This is a genomic window from Bacillus sp. CGMCC 1.60114, assembly GCF_042676365.1.
Lineage (GTDB): Bacteria > Bacillota > Bacilli > Bacillales > Bacillaceae_G > Bacillus_A > Bacillus_A rhizoplanae_A.
Window position 1 is genome coordinate 111,111 of the sequence record NZ_JBHTHG010000084.1, and the last position, 17,213, is coordinate 128,323.

At 35.8% G+C, this 17,213-nt stretch carries 13 protein-coding genes and 1 pseudogene; 4 read left to right on the forward strand and 10 right to left on the reverse strand.

Translation table 11 applies throughout. The features are described 5' to 3' along the window. Positions 1-4: 4 nt before the first annotated feature. Positions 5-739 carry an MBL fold metallo-hydrolase gene (locus tag ACFQZ1_RS12375; protein WP_377882475.1) on the reverse strand — a complete coding sequence of 245 codons (735 nt, stop codon included), beginning with the start codon at positions 737-739 and terminating at the stop codon, positions 5-7. Positions 740-931: 192 nt separating this feature from the next. On the opposite strand from ACFQZ1_RS12375, the gene yhfH reads away from it, so the two are divergent. Beyond that, positions 932-1,060: a protein YhfH gene (gene yhfH, locus ACFQZ1_RS12380; protein WP_377882476.1), complete on the forward strand. Its 129-nt coding sequence runs from the start codon at positions 932-934 to the stop codon at positions 1,058-1,060. A 38-nt stretch (positions 1,061-1,098) separates the two neighbouring features. Here the strand turns inward: yhfH and ACFQZ1_RS12385 are convergent, their stop codons facing one another. After that, positions 1,099-2,112: a LacI family DNA-binding transcriptional regulator gene (locus ACFQZ1_RS12385; RefSeq protein ID WP_377882477.1), complete on the reverse strand. Its 1,014-nt coding sequence runs from the start codon at positions 2,110-2,112 to the stop codon at positions 1,099-1,101. Between the two features lie 217 nt (positions 2,113-2,329). On the opposite strand from ACFQZ1_RS12385, the gene ACFQZ1_RS12390 reads away from it, so the two are divergent. Next, positions 2,330-3,280, forward strand: a complete 951-nt coding sequence (locus ACFQZ1_RS12390) for a helix-turn-helix transcriptional regulator (RefSeq protein ID WP_377882478.1) — start codon at positions 2,330-2,332, stop codon at positions 3,278-3,280. A gap of 94 nt (positions 3,281-3,374) precedes the next feature. Next, a complete protein-coding gene (locus ACFQZ1_RS12395) occupies positions 3,375-3,902 on the forward strand; it encodes a DinB family protein (RefSeq protein ID WP_377882479.1) in 528 nt (175 codons plus the stop codon). Positions 3,903-4,046: 144 nt separating this feature from the next. Here ACFQZ1_RS12395 and ACFQZ1_RS12400 read toward each other — a convergent pair whose 3' ends face one another. The 5 genes from ACFQZ1_RS12400 to ACFQZ1_RS12420 all read right to left on the reverse strand — a co-directional run bounded on the left by ACFQZ1_RS12400 (position 4,047) and on the right by ACFQZ1_RS12420 (position 10,209). Then, on the reverse strand, positions 4,047-4,274 hold the full coding sequence (locus ACFQZ1_RS12400; protein WP_377882480.1) for a DUF2187 family protein: 228 nt from the start codon (positions 4,272-4,274) through the stop codon (positions 4,047-4,049). Between the two features lie 874 nt (positions 4,275-5,148). Beyond that, the gene (locus tag ACFQZ1_RS12405) at positions 5,149-6,117 is read right to left on the reverse strand and encodes a carbohydrate kinase family protein (RefSeq protein WP_377882481.1); all 969 of its coding nucleotides are present in this window, start codon (positions 6,115-6,117) and stop codon (positions 5,149-5,151) included. A gap of 19 nt (positions 6,118-6,136) precedes the next feature. Further along, positions 6,137-7,609 (reverse strand): glycoside hydrolase family 32 protein, encoded by a 1,473-nt coding sequence (locus ACFQZ1_RS12410; protein WP_377882482.1) that lies wholly within the window; start codon positions 7,607-7,609, stop codon positions 6,137-6,139. Positions 7,610-7,674: 65 nt separating this feature from the next. Then, positions 7,675-9,123, reverse strand: coding sequence for a sucrose-specific PTS transporter subunit IIBC (locus tag ACFQZ1_RS12415; protein WP_377882483.1), 1,449 nt, complete (start codon positions 9,121-9,123; stop codon positions 7,675-7,677). 102 nt (positions 9,124-9,225) lie between these two features. Continuing rightward, entirely contained in the window at positions 9,226-10,209 is a 984-nt protein-coding gene (locus tag ACFQZ1_RS12420; RefSeq protein ID WP_377882484.1) for a LacI family DNA-binding transcriptional regulator, read from the reverse strand. A gap of 266 nt (positions 10,210-10,475) precedes the next feature. Between ACFQZ1_RS12420 and ACFQZ1_RS12425 the strand changes: the two genes are divergently transcribed. Beyond that, positions 10,476-11,177 carry a hypothetical protein gene (locus ACFQZ1_RS12425; RefSeq protein WP_377882485.1) on the forward strand — a complete coding sequence of 234 codons (702 nt, stop codon included), beginning with the start codon at positions 10,476-10,478 and terminating at the stop codon, positions 11,175-11,177. A gap of 45 nt (positions 11,178-11,222) precedes the next feature. Here the strand turns inward: ACFQZ1_RS12425 and ACFQZ1_RS12430 are convergent, their stop codons facing one another. From ACFQZ1_RS12430 to ACFQZ1_RS12440, 3 genes and pseudogenes are all read right to left on the reverse strand, one after another. Continuing rightward, entirely contained in the window at positions 11,223-13,664 is a 2,442-nt protein-coding gene (locus ACFQZ1_RS12430; protein WP_377882486.1) for a YhgE/Pip family protein, read from the reverse strand. A 186-nt stretch (positions 13,665-13,850) separates the two neighbouring features. Beyond that, a complete protein-coding gene (locus tag ACFQZ1_RS12435; RefSeq protein ID WP_377882487.1) occupies positions 13,851-14,423 on the reverse strand; it encodes a TetR/AcrR family transcriptional regulator in 573 nt (190 codons plus the stop codon). Between the two features lie 255 nt (positions 14,424-14,678). Beyond that, positions 14,679-16,946: pseudogene (locus tag ACFQZ1_RS12440) on the reverse strand (DUF6359 domain-containing protein); the annotation flags it as partial. Between the last annotated feature and the right edge of the window lie 267 nt (positions 16,947-17,213).

Below are 17,213 nucleotides of genomic sequence, written 5' to 3' on the forward strand. Positions count from 1 at the left end.
CACCTCAAGATTCCCAAACGTAACCGCTATGAGCAAGCACAGTTCGGCCGTTAAAAATTTGTTTTGCTTCCGCTACTAAATCAGATAAATTGCCTGTATGCGGCAAATGAGTTAAAAGCAGCTCTCCTACATTTGCTTGTTTTGCAATTTCTCCTGCTTCTGTACTATTCATATGCCCAGCTTTGGATCCATCTTGATGCGCATACATGTTACATTCACAAATAAATACATCTGCATTTTGTGCAAATGAAACAAACTTTGGCATGTAACTAGAATCTGCTGTATATACAACAGTTTTCTCACCAGCTGTAATACGCATCGCAAAACATATAGCAGGATGCACTGTTTGTAAGAAGGAAATGGAAAATGGACCAATTTGCAATGTTTCCGCTGGGTTATAAGGAACCCCTTTTGTATACGGTGTATGTGTTAACGATGCAAATCCTTTTGCATCAAAAGTATGGCCGTAAATTGGCAGTTCTGGTAATACACCATTTGTCATGCTTGTAATTAAGCGTGCATATTGAAGTACTCCAATATCAGCAACATGATCGTGATGATAATGTGATAACAGAACAGCATCTATATCGGAAGGCGTTATGTATTTTTGAAGCTGTGCTAGTACACCGCTGCCACAGTCGACAAGTAAACGAAAGCCATCATGTTCAAATAAATATCCAGATGTTGCTTCTCCTGCTTCCGGAAAACCGCCCCAAAAGCCAACAACTGTCATTTTCATATGTGTTCATCCTTTCTAATCCATTAATCATTTTGTTTGACATGCTCTGTTTAACTTCCTATTCTCCATTCTTAACTATAATGGATTTTCTACACATTTTCATTATTTTCAAATTTGTTATAAAACAGTTGTTGACTTTAATCATTTGTACTAATACAATAATAGTAACAAATGGAAATGGAGGGATTTACCATGATAGATCAACCAATGGAGTTCTTCAGAAATTTACCGGCAAAAACTTGTTCCCAATGCGGAAGAGAGATTGATGAGCAACACGAAGCATATCACAACAAATGCGAGGATTGTACTCACGAAGATTAATAGATTGTAAATATAAAAAACCTAGCAGACATTGTCTACTAGGCTGGCATCATTGTATCTTTCACTGTTGACCCTTTCACCAAGAGCTCCAGTTCAAACTCGTACACTTCTTTATTTCGATAATTTTTCGTATGAATTTTATCCATCATCAGTTCGACAACTTTACGCGCCATTTCATCAATTGGCTGATCGATTGTTGTAATACCTGAGTCTGTAATTTGTGATAAGAACTGATTATCGAAACCAACTACAGCTAAATCGTCAGGAATGCTCCAGTTGTGTTTACTTGCTTCTGTGATAATTCCTGCTGCAACTTCATCTCCCCCTGCCAAAATAGCGGTAGGATTTTTTTTGTCTTGCAAAAGCTCATAAAACATGTTTTTTCCATCCTCAACAGAGTAAGCGCTTTCAATGAAATCAATCGACTCAACTTGTTTACTTTTCTCTGTTACAGCACGCAAAAAGCCCATTTTTCTCTGCTGGCTTACCACCTTTGTCTCTTTCCCCCGACAAAAGACAAGATGACGATATCCTTGATCTAACACATGCTTCGCTGCTATGTAAGCTCCTTGTGCATGATCAAAGTTTACAGTTGGAATGTTTGCTTCTTCAATATATTCATTGCATAAAACAATTGGTCCATGCTGTAAATAAGGCTCAACATCCTCCCACTGATTTTCAAGTGAACATAAAATAATTCCATCTACTTGTTTCGTAGATAACAATTGTAAATACTCCATCTCTTTTTCTGGTAAATATCTTGTTTGACAAATAATCAGTTTATATTTATGATCTGAAGCGACAATTTCAATTGCCTCAATAAATTTACTGAAAAAAGGATCTGTCACACGCGGAACCAACACTGCAATCGTTTCTGTCTTTTGCTTACGAAGTCTTCTCGCTGCAGAGTTAGGAACAAATCCAAGGTGTTTCATCGCTAATTGTACTCTCTTTTTTTTCTCTTCCGATACATACGGATGGTTATTAATTACCCGAGAAACCGTTGTTCTTGATAACCCCGCTAATTTCGCTACGTCCTCGATCGTCGACACGAAATTCTCCCCCTTTGAATGAAAACGTTTTCTTATTTAGAATTATATAGTATATAATTGGAAACTGCAAGACACCTTAGAGGAAAATTACTATATTGATATTGTAAAACTTAAAAACTAGTAAATTAACTTTATAACTGCAGGAAAAAACACTCTATAGTTCGAATATATTTTGATGTTGTAACTAGAACTTATAAATCAAAAAAGGATGGTATAGATGAATCGAACGGATCGTTTACTTTCCATTATTATGGAATTGCAACGAACAAAAATTGTAACAGCAGATGCTTTAGCAAAAAAATTTGAAATTTGTAAACGGACAATCTATCGAGATATACAAGCATTAAGTGAATCAGGTGTCCCCATTCTCTCTGTTCCAGGGCAAGGTTACTCTTTAATGGAAGGATACTTCTTACCGCCAATCCACTTAAAACCGGAAGAGGCTGTTACCCTTTTGTTAGGCAGTGATTATGTTGAACAAAATCTGCATAGCCATTTCCGTATACACGCTCAATCTGCCAAGGAAAAACTCGAAGCAATCCTTCCTGCTGAACAACAAAAAAAAGTGAAAGAATTACGGGGCACATTTCGTTTCCTTTCTACTTCTTTTTCTCATAATACATTTGAAATTAAACAGCTTCTAGAACAGAAGATTTCTACCCTGCAAGAATCCATCCAGAGACAGGTAGGAATCTCTTTTTATTACCGTAAACCAAATCAAGCCGAAGCACAAAAAGAAAAAAGAGTCGTTCATCCTTATGGCCTCGTAAACATTTCTGGAGTATGGTATCTTGTTGCTTATTGTTTACTTCGAAAACAAATACGACATTTCCGCTTAGATCGAATGAACGATCTAATACAAGAAAAGGAAACCTTTACAAAACCAAAAAACTTTTATTTACCAGAATACATACCAGAAAATAATCGTACTGTAACTATTCACCTTGTGTTTCAACATTCTGTTTTCCATAAAGTAATAGAAACCCGTTATTTTTATATAGATACATATGAACTAAAAGAAGATGGTCTCCATGTTTTTTTAAAAATAAGACAGCTAGATGAAATTTTCCAGTGGGTATTTAGCTGGGGAAGCAAAGTAAAAGTATTAGAACCACCCATGCTTGCAGAAAGAATAAAAGAGGAAGCAAAAAATATATTAAATATGTAATTTTTCATTTTTACTACTGACATAATGGTGTCAGCAATACTTCTTTATAATAAGAGAAAAGAACTTAACTATTATAAGAAAGGGAGTATGTAACATGAAAACAAGTATAGTTTTGGAGAAGTTTGAAGAGTTAGCAACATACTATATAAAAGAGCTGGAGAAGTATCCATTAGAACGATTCATACAAAAACCTTCCGATGAAGAATGGTCACTTGGACAAATGTACAATCATCTCATTTTATCAGCTTTCCATATGCAAATAGCAGCTATTGAAAAGTGTGCAAACAAAACAGCTGCTGTTGGAGGAGATAAAACAGAAGCCGGAGAAAAAATTTACGCAATGGGAGCATTTCCCCCGATCCAAATTAAAGTACCTGCTCACCCTGAATATACACCGAACAATCCAACGAATAAAGAAGAGATTAAGCAAGGACTATTACAACTTATCGAAAAAATGAAAGAAATTGAACCTGCATTATCAACTATTCCAAATAACTATAAAGTACAACATCCCCGCCTTGGTTATTTAAATGCAACGGAATGGTTTCAACTTATTCATATGCATTTTCAGCATCATCTTCGTCAAAAAGAAAGACTTGATCTTTTACACGTTAATGGGTAAAGATTTCTCCTTTACCACGATATATCGTTATCCAAAATACAAAAAGCTAGCACTTTGCTAGCTTTTTTTTGAAGAGACTAGGAACCCCTACTGAAAGGGCTTTCAAAATTTATTTCCTCTAATGGAGAATGTTTATCGTATTCATCATGAAACATTATCTCTCGAAATTTCTATTTTCTTGTACTGATCATGTTTTACCACTTGGCGAACTTCGATATCTTGATGCTCTTCATTCTTTAACATTTCTGAAACATCTACAACAACTGTATTTATTAAAATGTTTACTACATATCCAGTTAATTTTAAGGATGGGTTATCACGATAAGGAAACTGAACATAATCCCCAATGTTTACTTTGTTCATTTGTTCCATAATAAAAACCTCCTATATGTACTTTATGTTTTTTCTTTATAGTTGTTTCAGTTTTTCCGCCTATTCTTCCTGCATAATAATACACTTTATTAAAAATTATGCAAAAAACATCTGAAAATGCAAAGAAATATGCATAAAGTGAAACTTTTTTCTTCATCTTCCACTGACAGAAAGCCCGCCCAATTGAGCTTTTATGGAATCGAAAATAACACGGAAGATCTTATTTTTGGCGTTAGAATAGGAAACACATTTGAGTTCTGGAATTATAGTTGGAACAACAAAGGAAGAAATTACAAAAAATATGGACCATTTACGTGGGTAATGTTAATTATGGCATATATCGTTCTCGTAAAAAAGAAAAAGAAGATAACCATCTATCATATATAGTTGGTTATCTTCTTTTTATTCTTTGTGTATGAAATAGATTTACTTATTTAGGTCAAATCCCCTTTTTATCATTTTAGCCAAGAAGACTCCTTCCTCAATTTGTGTGAAGGTGCGTAGCACCAACAAATAGGTGAGAGATGAATTGGCTTTTTTGCGTAGCAAAACATATACTCCTATGTTATAATTTTCCATGTGCAAGTTGTACTTTGAAAACTGAACGTATGAGGTTGTAGCAGGTACTTATTGGCTCTGCTATGTAAAATGTTCAAGCCTAAGAAGTAGCCGAAGACGCATTGATGATTCTTAGGAATCTTGCAGTAGGCTCATAAGCAGTCCCAAAAGCTAGACTGATGGGATAGAGGGGTTGGGTGTCTATAGCACACCATTGTGTCAACTCCACTAACGTTAAGCGTTTCGCAGTGTTCGATACGTTAGAAACCCCTACTTCAAACGAAGTTAAGTAGGGGAGTATTCATTTAGTTACATGTCAATCTTGAAGTAACTTATAAATATCTTCTTTTACGGGAATAGAAGATATTGCTCCTTTTCCTGTTGTAGTAAGAGCTCCGCTTGCATTTGCAAATGTTAATATCTCCTGCGAATGCATATACAGCACCTCTTCTAAATTTTGTTGCCCTACGTTTTTCTCTAACAATTTATACAAGAAACCACCAATAAATGCGTCTCCTGCACCTGTTGTATCCTGTACTATAACACGATATCCATTTGATTCATAGCGTTTATCCTTCATGTATAATTCCGCACCTTGCGCTCCCTTTGTATAAATTACAACTTTTACATCTCCTATAAACAAGGACTCAATAGCCTTTCTTGTATCAGAAATACCAGTGATAAACGGCAGCTCTTCATCCGAAATTTTAACAATATGTGCACACGGAATAAATTCCAAAATTATTTTTCTACAATCTTCAGCATGTTTCCAAAGCGGCAGACGTACGTTAGGATCAAAACTGATAATTCCCCCGTTTGCTTTTGCAGAACGAATCGCCTTTACATGTGCATATTTCATTGGACTTTCTACTAAATCCACGGAACAAAAATGAAGAATATCGCCTTCTTCAAACCATCTTTCATCTATTTCATTTTCATGAAACAACAAGTCTGCGGAAGGATTTCGATAAAAGGAAAAATCACGTTCACCATCTTCACGTAATGAGACGAAAGCAAGACCGGTATTTGCTTCGTTCGTTCTTATAATCTTATCTGTATCTATACCTACTTCCTGTAATTGCTCTAAAAGAAAATCGCCAAATGCATCGGCACCTAACTTTGTAAGCATACATGACTTCCCGCCATATTTTGCAACTGTAGCTGCTACATTTGCAGGTGCTCCTCCAGGAACTCTTTGAAATTCTACTACATCTTTTAGAGCCTTTCCTTTTTGAACAGGAATGAAATCAATTAAAACTTCCCCGATTGCATATAAACGCTTCATACATTTCATCCTTTTCTCCTTATTCATAATCCCATTTTGTTGCTTGTAATAATACACTTCCTTCTTCAGCAAAAAAATAAATTTCTTTGCTGTCAATTCCTGGAAATATACGACTAGTAAATACCTCTTCTCCATCATTTATAAAAATCTCAACAGAAGATGTATCCACAAATAAATGAAATTTAATCGCTCGTGCATCTACTGAACATTTTCTCTTTGTTCCATAAGATTCTGCTACAGCTTCTCCTGAATGTGTACGATCTAGTATTATTTTTTTCTCAGCAACATTATACTTAACTACTGTTCTCTCATTTCTCCCCACTCTAAATGCAATTCCATATTCAGTTGCATCCTTATTTTCAAATTCACAAATTATTTCGTATGCTATCCCTGTAAATCCCTCGTACATTTTCTGTTCACTGCGAATCGTATCTTTTAGTTTATACTGCTGTTTACGAAGCGATCGAAGCTCCTTTATCGGCTGTTGAATCAACTTCTCTCCTCGAACGAGCAATTCTCTTGGTAATGTCAAACAATGCGCCCAACCGCTTTTATCAGTTGGATAATCTATTTCCGGCAATCCCATCCATCCAACTAAAATACGCCGTCCATCTGAATTTATCATTGTTTGAGGGGCATAAAAATCAAATCCTCTGTCCAACTCTTGGAAGGAACCGTGCAACATAGATAATTGTTCTACATCCAGCTTGTCTCCAAGAATATAACCAGATTGATAAATATTTTGATATTGATCTCCTTTAGGTTTTATACCTTGTGGAGAAAAAAGGAGAACTCCCCTGTCTTGTAACTCGAAGTAATCGGGGCATTCCCACATATAACCAAAATTATTCAAATTTGTTTGCAATTCTCCTTCATAGCTCCACTGCAGTAAATCAGGCGATCGATATATTACTACACATCCTGTCTCATCTTCTCGCTGCGCTCCAATGGCTGCATAATAGATATTACCTTTTTTCCAAACTTTCGGATCACGAAAATGGTCTGTATATCCATTTGGAACTTCTTGAATGACAGGATGCTCTAACTTTTTAATCTTTCCTGTTTCATCCATAATAGCGATACATTGATAAGGTTTTCTTATCCATTTTTCATCACGAGTATTGCCGGTATACATTAAGTATAATTGTCCTTCATGCTCAATTGCACTTCCAGAATAAACGCCATGGCTGTCATAACCATTTGTCGGTTCAATCCCTATACCAACATTTTCCCAATGAACAAGATCCTTCGATCTCGTATGGTACCAATACTTTAAACCATGCACAGGTCCGAGCGGAAACCATTGGTAGAATAGATGATATGCGCCATTATAATAAGAAAATCCATTTGGATCATTTAACAGACCTGTTTCTGGCTGTATATGAAACGTTTGCCGCCAAGAACAATTATTTACTCTTGCTTGTAATTTCTGAATTTCTTCCGAGCTTACCTCATCAACCCGGCGATAGCGCTGTTTCCTTGTCCATACCATTTCTATCAAACTCCCTTAATGAATAAAGGAGAATAAAATCATTCTCCTCTATTTATTACCATAAATTAAGCTGCCTCTTTTTGAGAAGAGTTGCTTCCCTTCTTTTTTGTTCTTTTTGCTAAAATAAGTGTTAATGCAAAAGCAACGATAAAGGAAATTACCATTCCGATTACATACGGAATCATACAGTCTGGTCTAATCGAAATAACACCAGGTAAACCAGCAGCTCCTAGTGAAATTGCTTTTACCTTGTAAAAAGTGATAAAAGCTGATGCAACTCCTGAACCTATAATAGCTGCTATGAACGGATATCTTAGTTTTAAATTAACACCAAACATCGCTGGCTCTGTAATGCCTAGCAGTGCTGATATTCCCGCTGCTGAAGCAATCCCTTTCACTTTTTTATCTCGTGTAATAAGAAAGACCGCAAGAGTTGCTGCACCTTGTGCAATGTTAGACATTGTTGCAATTGCAAATATGAATGATCCCCCTGTTTTTGCAACGTCAGCTAATAATTGCGTTTCGACTGCAATAAAACTATGATGCATACCTGTAATAACAATTGGTGCATAGAGGAATCCGAAAATCCCGCCACCAATAAATCCAGTTGTGTCATATAACCAAACGATTCCATCTGTTAACAAGTTTCCCGCAGAACGTGTAATTGGTCCTACTACTGTAAATGTTAATAAACCTGTAATAAAAATCGTTAATAAAGGTGTAAGAAGATTATCAAGTGCTGTCGGAATTACTCTTCGTAAATATGTTTCTATTTTTGCTAGAATAAATGACGCCACAAGAACTGGTAATACTGTACCTTGATATCCTACTTTTTCAATGCTTATACCAAATATATGCCAAGCAGGTATTTTATTAGCCAACAAAGCCGCCCCATATTGATATCCATTCAATAAATCAGGATGAACCATTAACATACCAAGAGCTGCCCCAAGATAAGGATTCCCTCCAAATCGTTGTGTAGCTGAGAAACCAATTAAAATTGGTAAGAATACGAATGCTGCATTTGCAAATGTATTAATAAGTGCTGCTAAATCTGTTATTTGAGGATTTGCTTCCACTAGTGATTTCCCTGCAATGAATAAATCTTTTGCTGTTAGTAGATTGTTAATCCCCATTAATAGACCGCCTGCTACGATAGCCGGAATAATAGGAACAAAAATATCAGAAAGCATTTTCACAAATCGCTGAAGCGGATTCAATTTTTTTGTTCCAGCGGCTTTCACATCTTTTGTAGACATCTCGGAAAGACCTGTCAATTTTGCCAGCTCTTTATACACTTCGTTTACAGTTCCTGAACCTATAATAACTTGAAACTGTCCACCCGTAGAAAAAGTCCCCTTCACGATATCCATACTATCAAGTTTCTTTTGATCAACTTTCCCTTCATCGTTTAAAACTAAACGTAAGCGGGTTGCACAGTGTGCTGCTGCAGATACATTCTCTTTACCACCAATTGCCTCCAAAATTTCTTTTGCAATTTGATTGTAGTTCATAACGCTCCCCCTTTATTATACACCCTTTGGAACCGGTTCCAAATTAAAGTTTATGAAAAACCAGTCATTGGAACCGGTTTCAATAAAATTATATGATTGCTTTTATATATTGTCAACGCTTTCTCTTTCAATTATTTCATATTGGGATATCGAAATTTTCTCTATTTCTTCTTCGTTTATGAGTTTCACAATATTTCCAGCTGCCATTTGTCCAACTTCTTTGTAGTAAAATTTCACAGTTGTTAAAGCGGGATGAATCACCTCTGTTACTTGATATCCACCAAATCCAGTAATGGACAAATCTTCAGGCACTCGTAAACCTCTCATATATGCGGCTTTTAATGCACCAAGTGCGATATTATCTGTTGCACAAGCTAAAATAGAGGGTTGAAACTCTTCAATAATTTCAGATGCGGTTCCAATCGCGTCTGCGATATTAAAACTTGTTTCATAATACTTCACTTCACAATCCGATTTTGTAGCTACTGCTTCTTTGAACCCCTGCTTTCGTTTTACGCCAACCGCAATGTCATGTTCTCCTACACCTAAATACCCGATTCTTTTATGCCCCTTTGCGAGGATATATTGTCCTATATCATAAGCCGCTCCGTAATCATCATGAATGAAACTGTACACTTCTTTATGCTGCTGTCCAACAAGCAGCACTGGTATATCAATCTTACGAAAAGCTTCTATATGCTGATCGGTAATTTGAGTAGCCAGTAAAATAATCCCTGCAACCTTTTGATTTGCCAATGTATAAATGTTTTCGATTTCCCGTTCTAAATCTTGATTGGAGTTAGATATTAACATTTGATAATTTAGTTCTTTTAACTGCTCATCGATACCAATTAATGTTAGCGATGAAGCATAGGAATCCAAACGTGGTACGATTGTACCAATAATATTTGTTTTCTTTGCCTTTAAACTTTGAGCAAACGTGTTAGGAATATATCCTGTTTCTTGAATCGCACGCTTGATTTTCTCTTTTGTCGCATCACTAACAGAACCGCCATTCAAATAACGGGAAACTGTACTCTTTGAAACCCCTGCTATTTGAGCGATATCAGAAATTGTTTTTTTCATTATTTCATCTCCATCTTCATATACGATTGTTAATCATATCATCTGTTTTTATTCTAGTCTCCTATGTTGAAAAATAAAAGTTATATATACCTTTCTACTGACAAAGCACCTATATATTTATATATAATTCGCATTCCCACACATCGAAAACCCAACCTTACAATTTTGTAAGGCTACTGTCATAATACGGAATTGTTCCTAATATATGTTTTTCTGTAAAATAATAGATATAGGAAACATTCAAATTATTTTCAGGGGGAACAATCTTGAAAAAGAGCATCATCGCACTAGCAATCTTATACATATTCTTAACTGTACAAACAATCTCTTCACTGTTTGGAAAGGAACATTATAACGACGCTGTAAACAAGCTAAAAGAAACAAAAGAAGTAACCTCTTTTCAAACAGCAAAAGATGGTGTGATTCTATTAAAAGGAAACATAACGACTGAACGGCCAGTTGCAGATGAAACAAAAGTAAATAAAGAATTTGCTTTACTCGAAAAAAAGTCTTATAGAAGAAAAAAATTAAGTTGGAAAAGCATGGATACCGAAAAACATATTCCAGCGCACCTTTCTGTAAATGGTGAATCACTTCCTGCTTTAAACGAAAAAGAAATTCGATTGGCAATCGAGCCTATTCCACTTTCTTCAAAAGACATTACTACAACTGAGGACTACACCTTAAAAAAAGACGATACACAATTAACAATACATAGTAAAGGATACCGCTATCACGGAATTGAAAATAACACGGAAGCTCTAATTTTTGGAGTAAAAAAAGGAAATAACCTTGAAGGCTATAATAGTTCTGAAATTTTAATAGGTAAAACAAAAGAAGAAATCACAAAGAATATGAAAATGAAAACACTCTTCGAAAAATATGCACCATTTGCTTGGGTCATTTTTACGCTTATCCTTGTTAATTATGGTGTACATCGTTTTCGGAAAAAGAAAAAAGTAGCATAATAAAATAAAAAAATCCTAAAGGCTAATGCCTTTAGGATTTTTCAATTATTCTGCTTCGGCAAACTTTCCAAATTGACGTTTATGCATCCAAGTTAATGTTCCAATTGTTCCAAGTGATAATAGAACGATAAAGCCTATTAAAATACCTGCATTGTGCCACATAAAGCTGTAATCTCCACTTGAAATAACTGCTTTAAATCCTGATACAGAATATGTCATTGGGAACCATGCATTAAACACTTGCAGTGGTTTTGGAATTAACTCAAGCGGGAATGTACCAGCACTTGTTGTTAACTGTAAAATCAATGTCAAGATTGCCACAAAACGTCCTGCATCGCTAAAAGCAGTTACTAAAAATTGAACTAACGCAATAAATGATAAGCTTGTAATAATACTAAACAATACGAAATATGGAACACTTTGTACTTCAACACCTAATCCAAGCAGTAATATCGCATCTGCGATAAGTGCTTGAATCACACCAACAACTAAAAGCACACCAAACTTACTAATAAACCAGCTAAATCCTGATTTCGGTATACCAACTGTTTCGCGTAATGGGAACACAATAGATAATAACAGTGCCCCAACGAATAAACCAAGAGATAAGAAGTACGGTGTAAAGCCTGTTCCGTAGTTTGGAACTTCTGCTACTTTCTCAGTTTTCACTTTTACTGGACTAGAAAACATATCGTATGTCTTATTCGTACCTTTTGTTTCACTTGTTTTCTCAGCACCTTCGCCAAGTTTTGTTGCAAGTTCTTTTGAACCGTCGTTCGCTTCGCCTAATCCACTCGTTACTTGGTCAGAACCGTCTTGTAAACGAGTTAAACCACTTTGGAAATCTCCTTTTGGATCTACGAATTGACCTAAACCACCTGTGATTTTTTGGGAACCACTCAATAACTTACCTAAATTCGTTTGTAATTCTCCTTTTGGATCTACAAATTGATTTAAGCCACCTGTAATTTGTTGAGAACCACTCAATAACTTGCCTAAATTTGTTTGTAGCTCTCCTTTTGGATCTACAAATTGATTTAAACCACCTGTGATTTTTTGGGAACCATCAAGTAAAGCACTTACTCCGCTTGTTAGTTGGCCAGATTGACTTGCTAATTCATTTAGCCCCCCTGTTACTTTTCCTGATCCATCTGCCAATTGACTTATTCCATCATTTAACTGGCCAGCTCCACTTGCAAGTTGTTTTGCTCCGGCTTCAATTTTTCCGGCACCTTTTTCTCCAGCTAGCCCTTGTACGCCCTGTGCAACTCCTGCTGTACCTTTGGAAACTTGTTGACTACCTTCCATAATTCCTTGAACAGCAGGCTGTAATTGCTTTCTATATTCTTCTGGTAAATTTTTAATTTGTTCATTTAAATCCGCTAAGCTTTTTGAAACCTGTTGAGCTCCTCCTGCTGTTTGTTGCGCAACATTACTCAGAGTATCTGCTTGTTTCTTCCATTCAGATACCCCTTGTGAAAGTCCAGAAGCTCCTGAGCTTATATCTTGCGCACCTTTTTGGGCTGATTTTAATCCATTTGTAATTTTTTGCGAACCACCCAATAACTGATTCACTCCATCTGGCATACTACTTACTTTACTATTTAACTCACTTAATCCATTTGTGATTTCATTAGAACCACTTGCTAATTGACTTAAGCCACTTTGAAATTTTCCTTTTGAATCTACTAACTGACCTAGTCCTCCTGTCAACTGACCTGATCCATCAGACAATTGGTTTAAGCCATTTTGAAATTTTCCTTTTGAATCTACTAACTGACCTAGTCCTCCTGTCAATTGACCTGATCCATCAGACAATTGGTTCAATCCATCATTCGCTTTCTTAGATAAATCACCTAAACCAACGGTAATTTGCTGCGAGCCGTCTTTTAATTGACTCGTACCGTCATGAAGCTTACCTGCTCCCTCACTTGCATCGGCGAAACCTTTTGAAACATCTTTTAATGAATCAAACATTGTCTCAGCATACGTTTTCGTTACTGAATTTGCTACTTCACCTTTGATTTTTTCAATGGCTGATCCACCAATTTGTGAAGATAAGAAATTTAAGCTTTCATTTGGAATGTACTCTAATTTTGACTTTTTAGGGTTTTCATCCAGCAGTGTTGTTGTATTTTTAGAGAAGTCTTTTGGAATGCCAATCGTCATATAATATTTACGATCGTCCATCCCCTCTTTTGCTTTTTTGTCGCTGACAAACTCCCATTTGAAGCTTTTATTTTCTTTCAAATTATTAACAAGTTCCTTACCAGCTTCAATCGGTTTCCCATTATATACTGCACCTTCATCAAGGTTTACAACCGCAACTGGTAAATCTTTTAATTGACCATATGGATCCCAAAACGCCCATAAGAACATACCAGCGTACAATACCGGAATAAATAATACTGCAATAATTGGAATTAAGATTTTTTTGCTTTTAATAATCGTCGCAAACTCTTTTCCAAGCAGTTTAAATCCTCGCATTGTTTCACTCTCCCTTAAACAAATAATTGACCATATTGTTCATTTAGTCATTTTCTTTAAAAATAATAAGACTATCTGCTGACAATCTCGTATACTACCCTGATTTCTCTCTTGTTGACTCCTCCTATTCTAACTTATGACCAATTTATTCAATCAGTCATATTTTATAATAATAAGAGGATTATCTTATTTTGACAATCCCTTTAATAAATATAATTCAAAAAGTTCAGCGATATGCTCTTTTTCTAGCGGTTCGTGATATTTTTCCCAGTCAGAAATAAGAGACACATACAGACGAAGCATGATAAATGCTGTGATTTCTGGATCACACGCCATAATTTCACCTTTTGCAATTGCAACTTCAAGACGGGATTTAATAAATGTAATAATTTCAGAATCCAATTGCTGCATAACTTCTTGCACTTCTTTTGTTCCCATATCTCGCTCTTCTTGGATCAGCTTAATCATAAGTTGATGTTCTTTACGGAATTCTAAAATGCTATATAAGGCGCGATGTACATTTTCAAAAAATGATATATTTGAATCAATTGCCGTTTCTGCTACTTGCTTCATTTCGTTAATTAAATTTGAAATGATTTCACCAAATAGCTCTTCTTTATTTTTAAAAAACGTATAAATCGTTCCTTTCCCAACATTTGCAAGTTTTGCAACTTGATCCATTGTTGTTGCTTTATAGCCAAAAGCAGAAAAAGATTTTGTTGCAGCTTCAATAATCGCTCGTTTACGATCAATTGCCATGTTTTCACCTCCAAAATGACTGATTGAATATTTTAGTCACTTAGTACGATTATGATATTATCACATCTTTCCAATGTTTACAAGTTACATTTTATCCCGCATTACTATTATCACTAAAAAATTGAATTCAGTATCATTATCTAACATTGTATCAGAAAGATAACAAAAATAAACACTCGCCTGTACTACAGACGAGTGTGTTTTATCCCGCTACTTTTTGGAAGTAAAACCTCCACTGACGGAAGTTTCACTTTATTATGAAGCTTTCTTTAACTCAATTTGCGCAAGCACTGGATCATGATCGCTCATGCGGCCATCCTCTTCCATGACATTCGCATTTAAATGAACTGGATCAACAATTGTATACGGTGCGATGTTATTTGTTACAAAAATATGATCTAACACTTGTGCATTTCCTTCATGAATATACGTATAACGATTTTCTTGCGGAACTGTTTCAAGCATTTCTTTCATAATGTCGCCTTTTAATGCTTGCATTGGTTTTGAAAATTCAAAGTCATTCATATCACCGACTACAACAACTGGTGCATTTGCATGACGCTCCTGAATACCTTTTACAAAACCATTGACTTCCTCAGCAAGTTGCACTCGTTTTGCTTCACTTTTTAGTACAAGCGGCTGGATTTTTCCAAATGGCGATGCATCTCCTAATTTAGAATTTAAATGATTGGAGATAACAACGAGATTTTGCCCTTGGAATGTAAACTCAGCAGCTAACGGTTTACGCGTATCGTCAAATAATGCATTATTTTCTCCAATTCGTACAACGTTGTTCTCAAGTAAAACTGGTTTTTGCGCTAATTTCACACGAGATGAATTATAGAAGAAACCAACGCGAATATTCGCTCCTGGCGCACCGCCATCTTTATTGTTTTCTGGTGCAATCTCTACATATTCATACTTTGGTCCCTGGATTGCCTGAATCGCACCAATTAAACGCTTTGCACTAAGTGATGCGTCTGTTGTCCCATCATTAATTGTTCCATTGTTATCTTGCATTTCTTGAACACCAATAATATCAGGCATTTTTAAATTGTATTTAATTGCGTAAGCAAGACGTCTTACTTTTTCATCAGATGTTTCTTTCATGTTTGCTGAGAAGTTTTCAATGTTATATGTTGCAATTGTTAATTTATCTAAGCGCGGTTGAATATTTGCACCAAGTTGTTTAAATCCACCATCTTGCAGCGCTGGAAGCTCTCCGATTGGAGCAATACGATAACTTCCGTAATCATAACCAACTATACCTGTTACATCCCCGAGGAGCTGATCTCCCGCTTTTGCTACATAATTACGTGCTACTTTAATAGAAAGACGCTCTGGATTTAAATTATCAGCTTGCAAAAGCGGTGTCCCGAATTTTGTTGTTACTTTCTGACTGCCATTCGCAATCGTTACATATAAATTGCCGTTTTTTTGCGGTGCAATCACTTTTGGTTGTGGCAGTGTTACAAGCATTCCTTCTAAACTTTCATAAAAATCAATTGCATCTTCTGCTGGATCAAAAATACCGAATCCATCATTATCAATAACTTGATCTGGTATTTTCACACCATTTTCTCCTAGTACAACTGCTTCTGGTAATTTTTGATTACTCTCTTTAATTGTAACTTGCTTTGCTTTAATTTCTGTAATCGATAAATCTGTCTCAAAACGTTCTGCATATCCTGGTCCGATAAATTCCTCAACTTGTCCATCTACAGAAACGAGGTCACCTACTTTTACGCCCCCATCCTTTTTATAAACATAAATTCCTTCTGAAGTAGCTGAGTCTTCATCAGGCTGCGGATCTTGCATATAAAATCCATACTTATCTACTTGTGTAACAATACCTGTAACTGCTTTTACATCTTTTCCATCATAAGCAGAAATGTGCGATTTACCCTGAATATCGTGAATATGAATAGGATCATTTTTCACAATCGTAAACGAGAATGTTGCAATGCGTGAATCTTCAAATCCCTCTTTTACCGCAATCGCTTTCATCACACTATTTTCATTAAGTACAATTTGTTCATTATAACGAATACCTTGAGATGTTGGATTCGATCCATCTAATGTGTAATAAATAGTGGCACCTTCTGTTGCTGTTGTTAATGTTACAGCTGTTCCTTTTTCAACTTCGCCCCCATTTGGATTGGCAATAACATCACTTACCTTCTGAGTTTCTTTATCTTGAAACGCATAGGCAGTAACAGATTTTAACCCTGGGCTACTAAAATAACTATCTAACGTACCTGTTAAACGCACCTTTTTCCCCAGATTTTCCGGGTGATCCTTTACATTAACTGCTTTACGAACTTCACCTATTGGAAGCTGAACCGGCATAATTTTATTCGTGTTTACTTCATCTGGAGAAGCAGCAATTGCAACATTTGTATCTCCAAATTTCGCTGGATCTTTCGTATATTTACCTGGATTTTGCGTATATCCAACAATATACCCCTCTACAACCGCTTGCTTTTTCCCTTGCTGCTGAAACAATTGAATTGCTTCATCAACAGTTAATACTTGTTCCTGTTCAGCCTTCGCTACAATATCTGATACTAATACAACGAATACAAGTGAAAAAAAGATAATTGCTAGCTTTTTCAAAAAAATCCTCCCCCTAAATATTTTTCCTATGTCCTAGCATGTTCTATCATAGCAAGGTTCTTCATAAAGAACATTACATTTGCAAGAATTTACAAAAAATTAACCTCTTACTTCAGTAGGAGATTAAACTTTCTTTCTTTGACTATATGATGAATCTAGTTTACTACTTTCTAC

Coding starts and splice junctions, on each gene's coding strand:
- ACFQZ1_RS12375 (WP_377882475.1), bottom strand. CDS start 739: ATGAAAATGACAGTTGTTGGCTTTTGGGGCGGTTTTCCGGAAGCAGGA.
- yhfH (WP_377882476.1), top strand. CDS start 932: ATGATAGATCAACCAATGGAGTTCTTCAGAAATTTACCGGCAAAAACT.
- ACFQZ1_RS12390 (WP_377882478.1), top strand. CDS start 2,330: ATGAATCGAACGGATCGTTTACTTTCCATTATTATGGAATTGCAACGA.
- ACFQZ1_RS12395 (WP_377882479.1), top strand. CDS start 3,375: ATGAAAACAAGTATAGTTTTGGAGAAGTTTGAAGAGTTAGCAACATAC.
- ACFQZ1_RS12400 (WP_377882480.1), bottom strand. CDS start 4,274: ATGGAACAAATGAACAAAGTAAACATTGGGGATTATGTTCAGTTTCCT.
- ACFQZ1_RS12405 (WP_377882481.1), bottom strand. CDS start 6,117: ATGAAGCGTTTATATGCAATCGGGGAAGTTTTAATTGATTTCATTCCT.
- ACFQZ1_RS12410 (WP_377882482.1), bottom strand. CDS start 7,609: ATGGTATGGACAAGGAAACAGCGCTATCGCCGGGTTGATGAGGTAAGC.
- ACFQZ1_RS12415 (WP_377882483.1), bottom strand. CDS start 9,123: ATGAACTACAATCAAATTGCAAAAGAAATTTTGGAGGCAATTGGTGGT.
- ACFQZ1_RS12420 (WP_377882484.1), bottom strand. CDS start 10,209: ATGAAAAAAACAATTTCTGATATCGCTCAAATAGCAGGGGTTTCAAAG.
- ACFQZ1_RS12430 (WP_377882486.1), bottom strand. CDS start 13,664: ATGCGAGGATTTAAACTGCTTGGAAAAGAGTTTGCGACGATTATTAAA.
- ACFQZ1_RS12435 (WP_377882487.1), bottom strand. CDS start 14,423: ATGGCAATTGATCGTAAACGAGCGATTATTGAAGCTGCAACAAAATCT.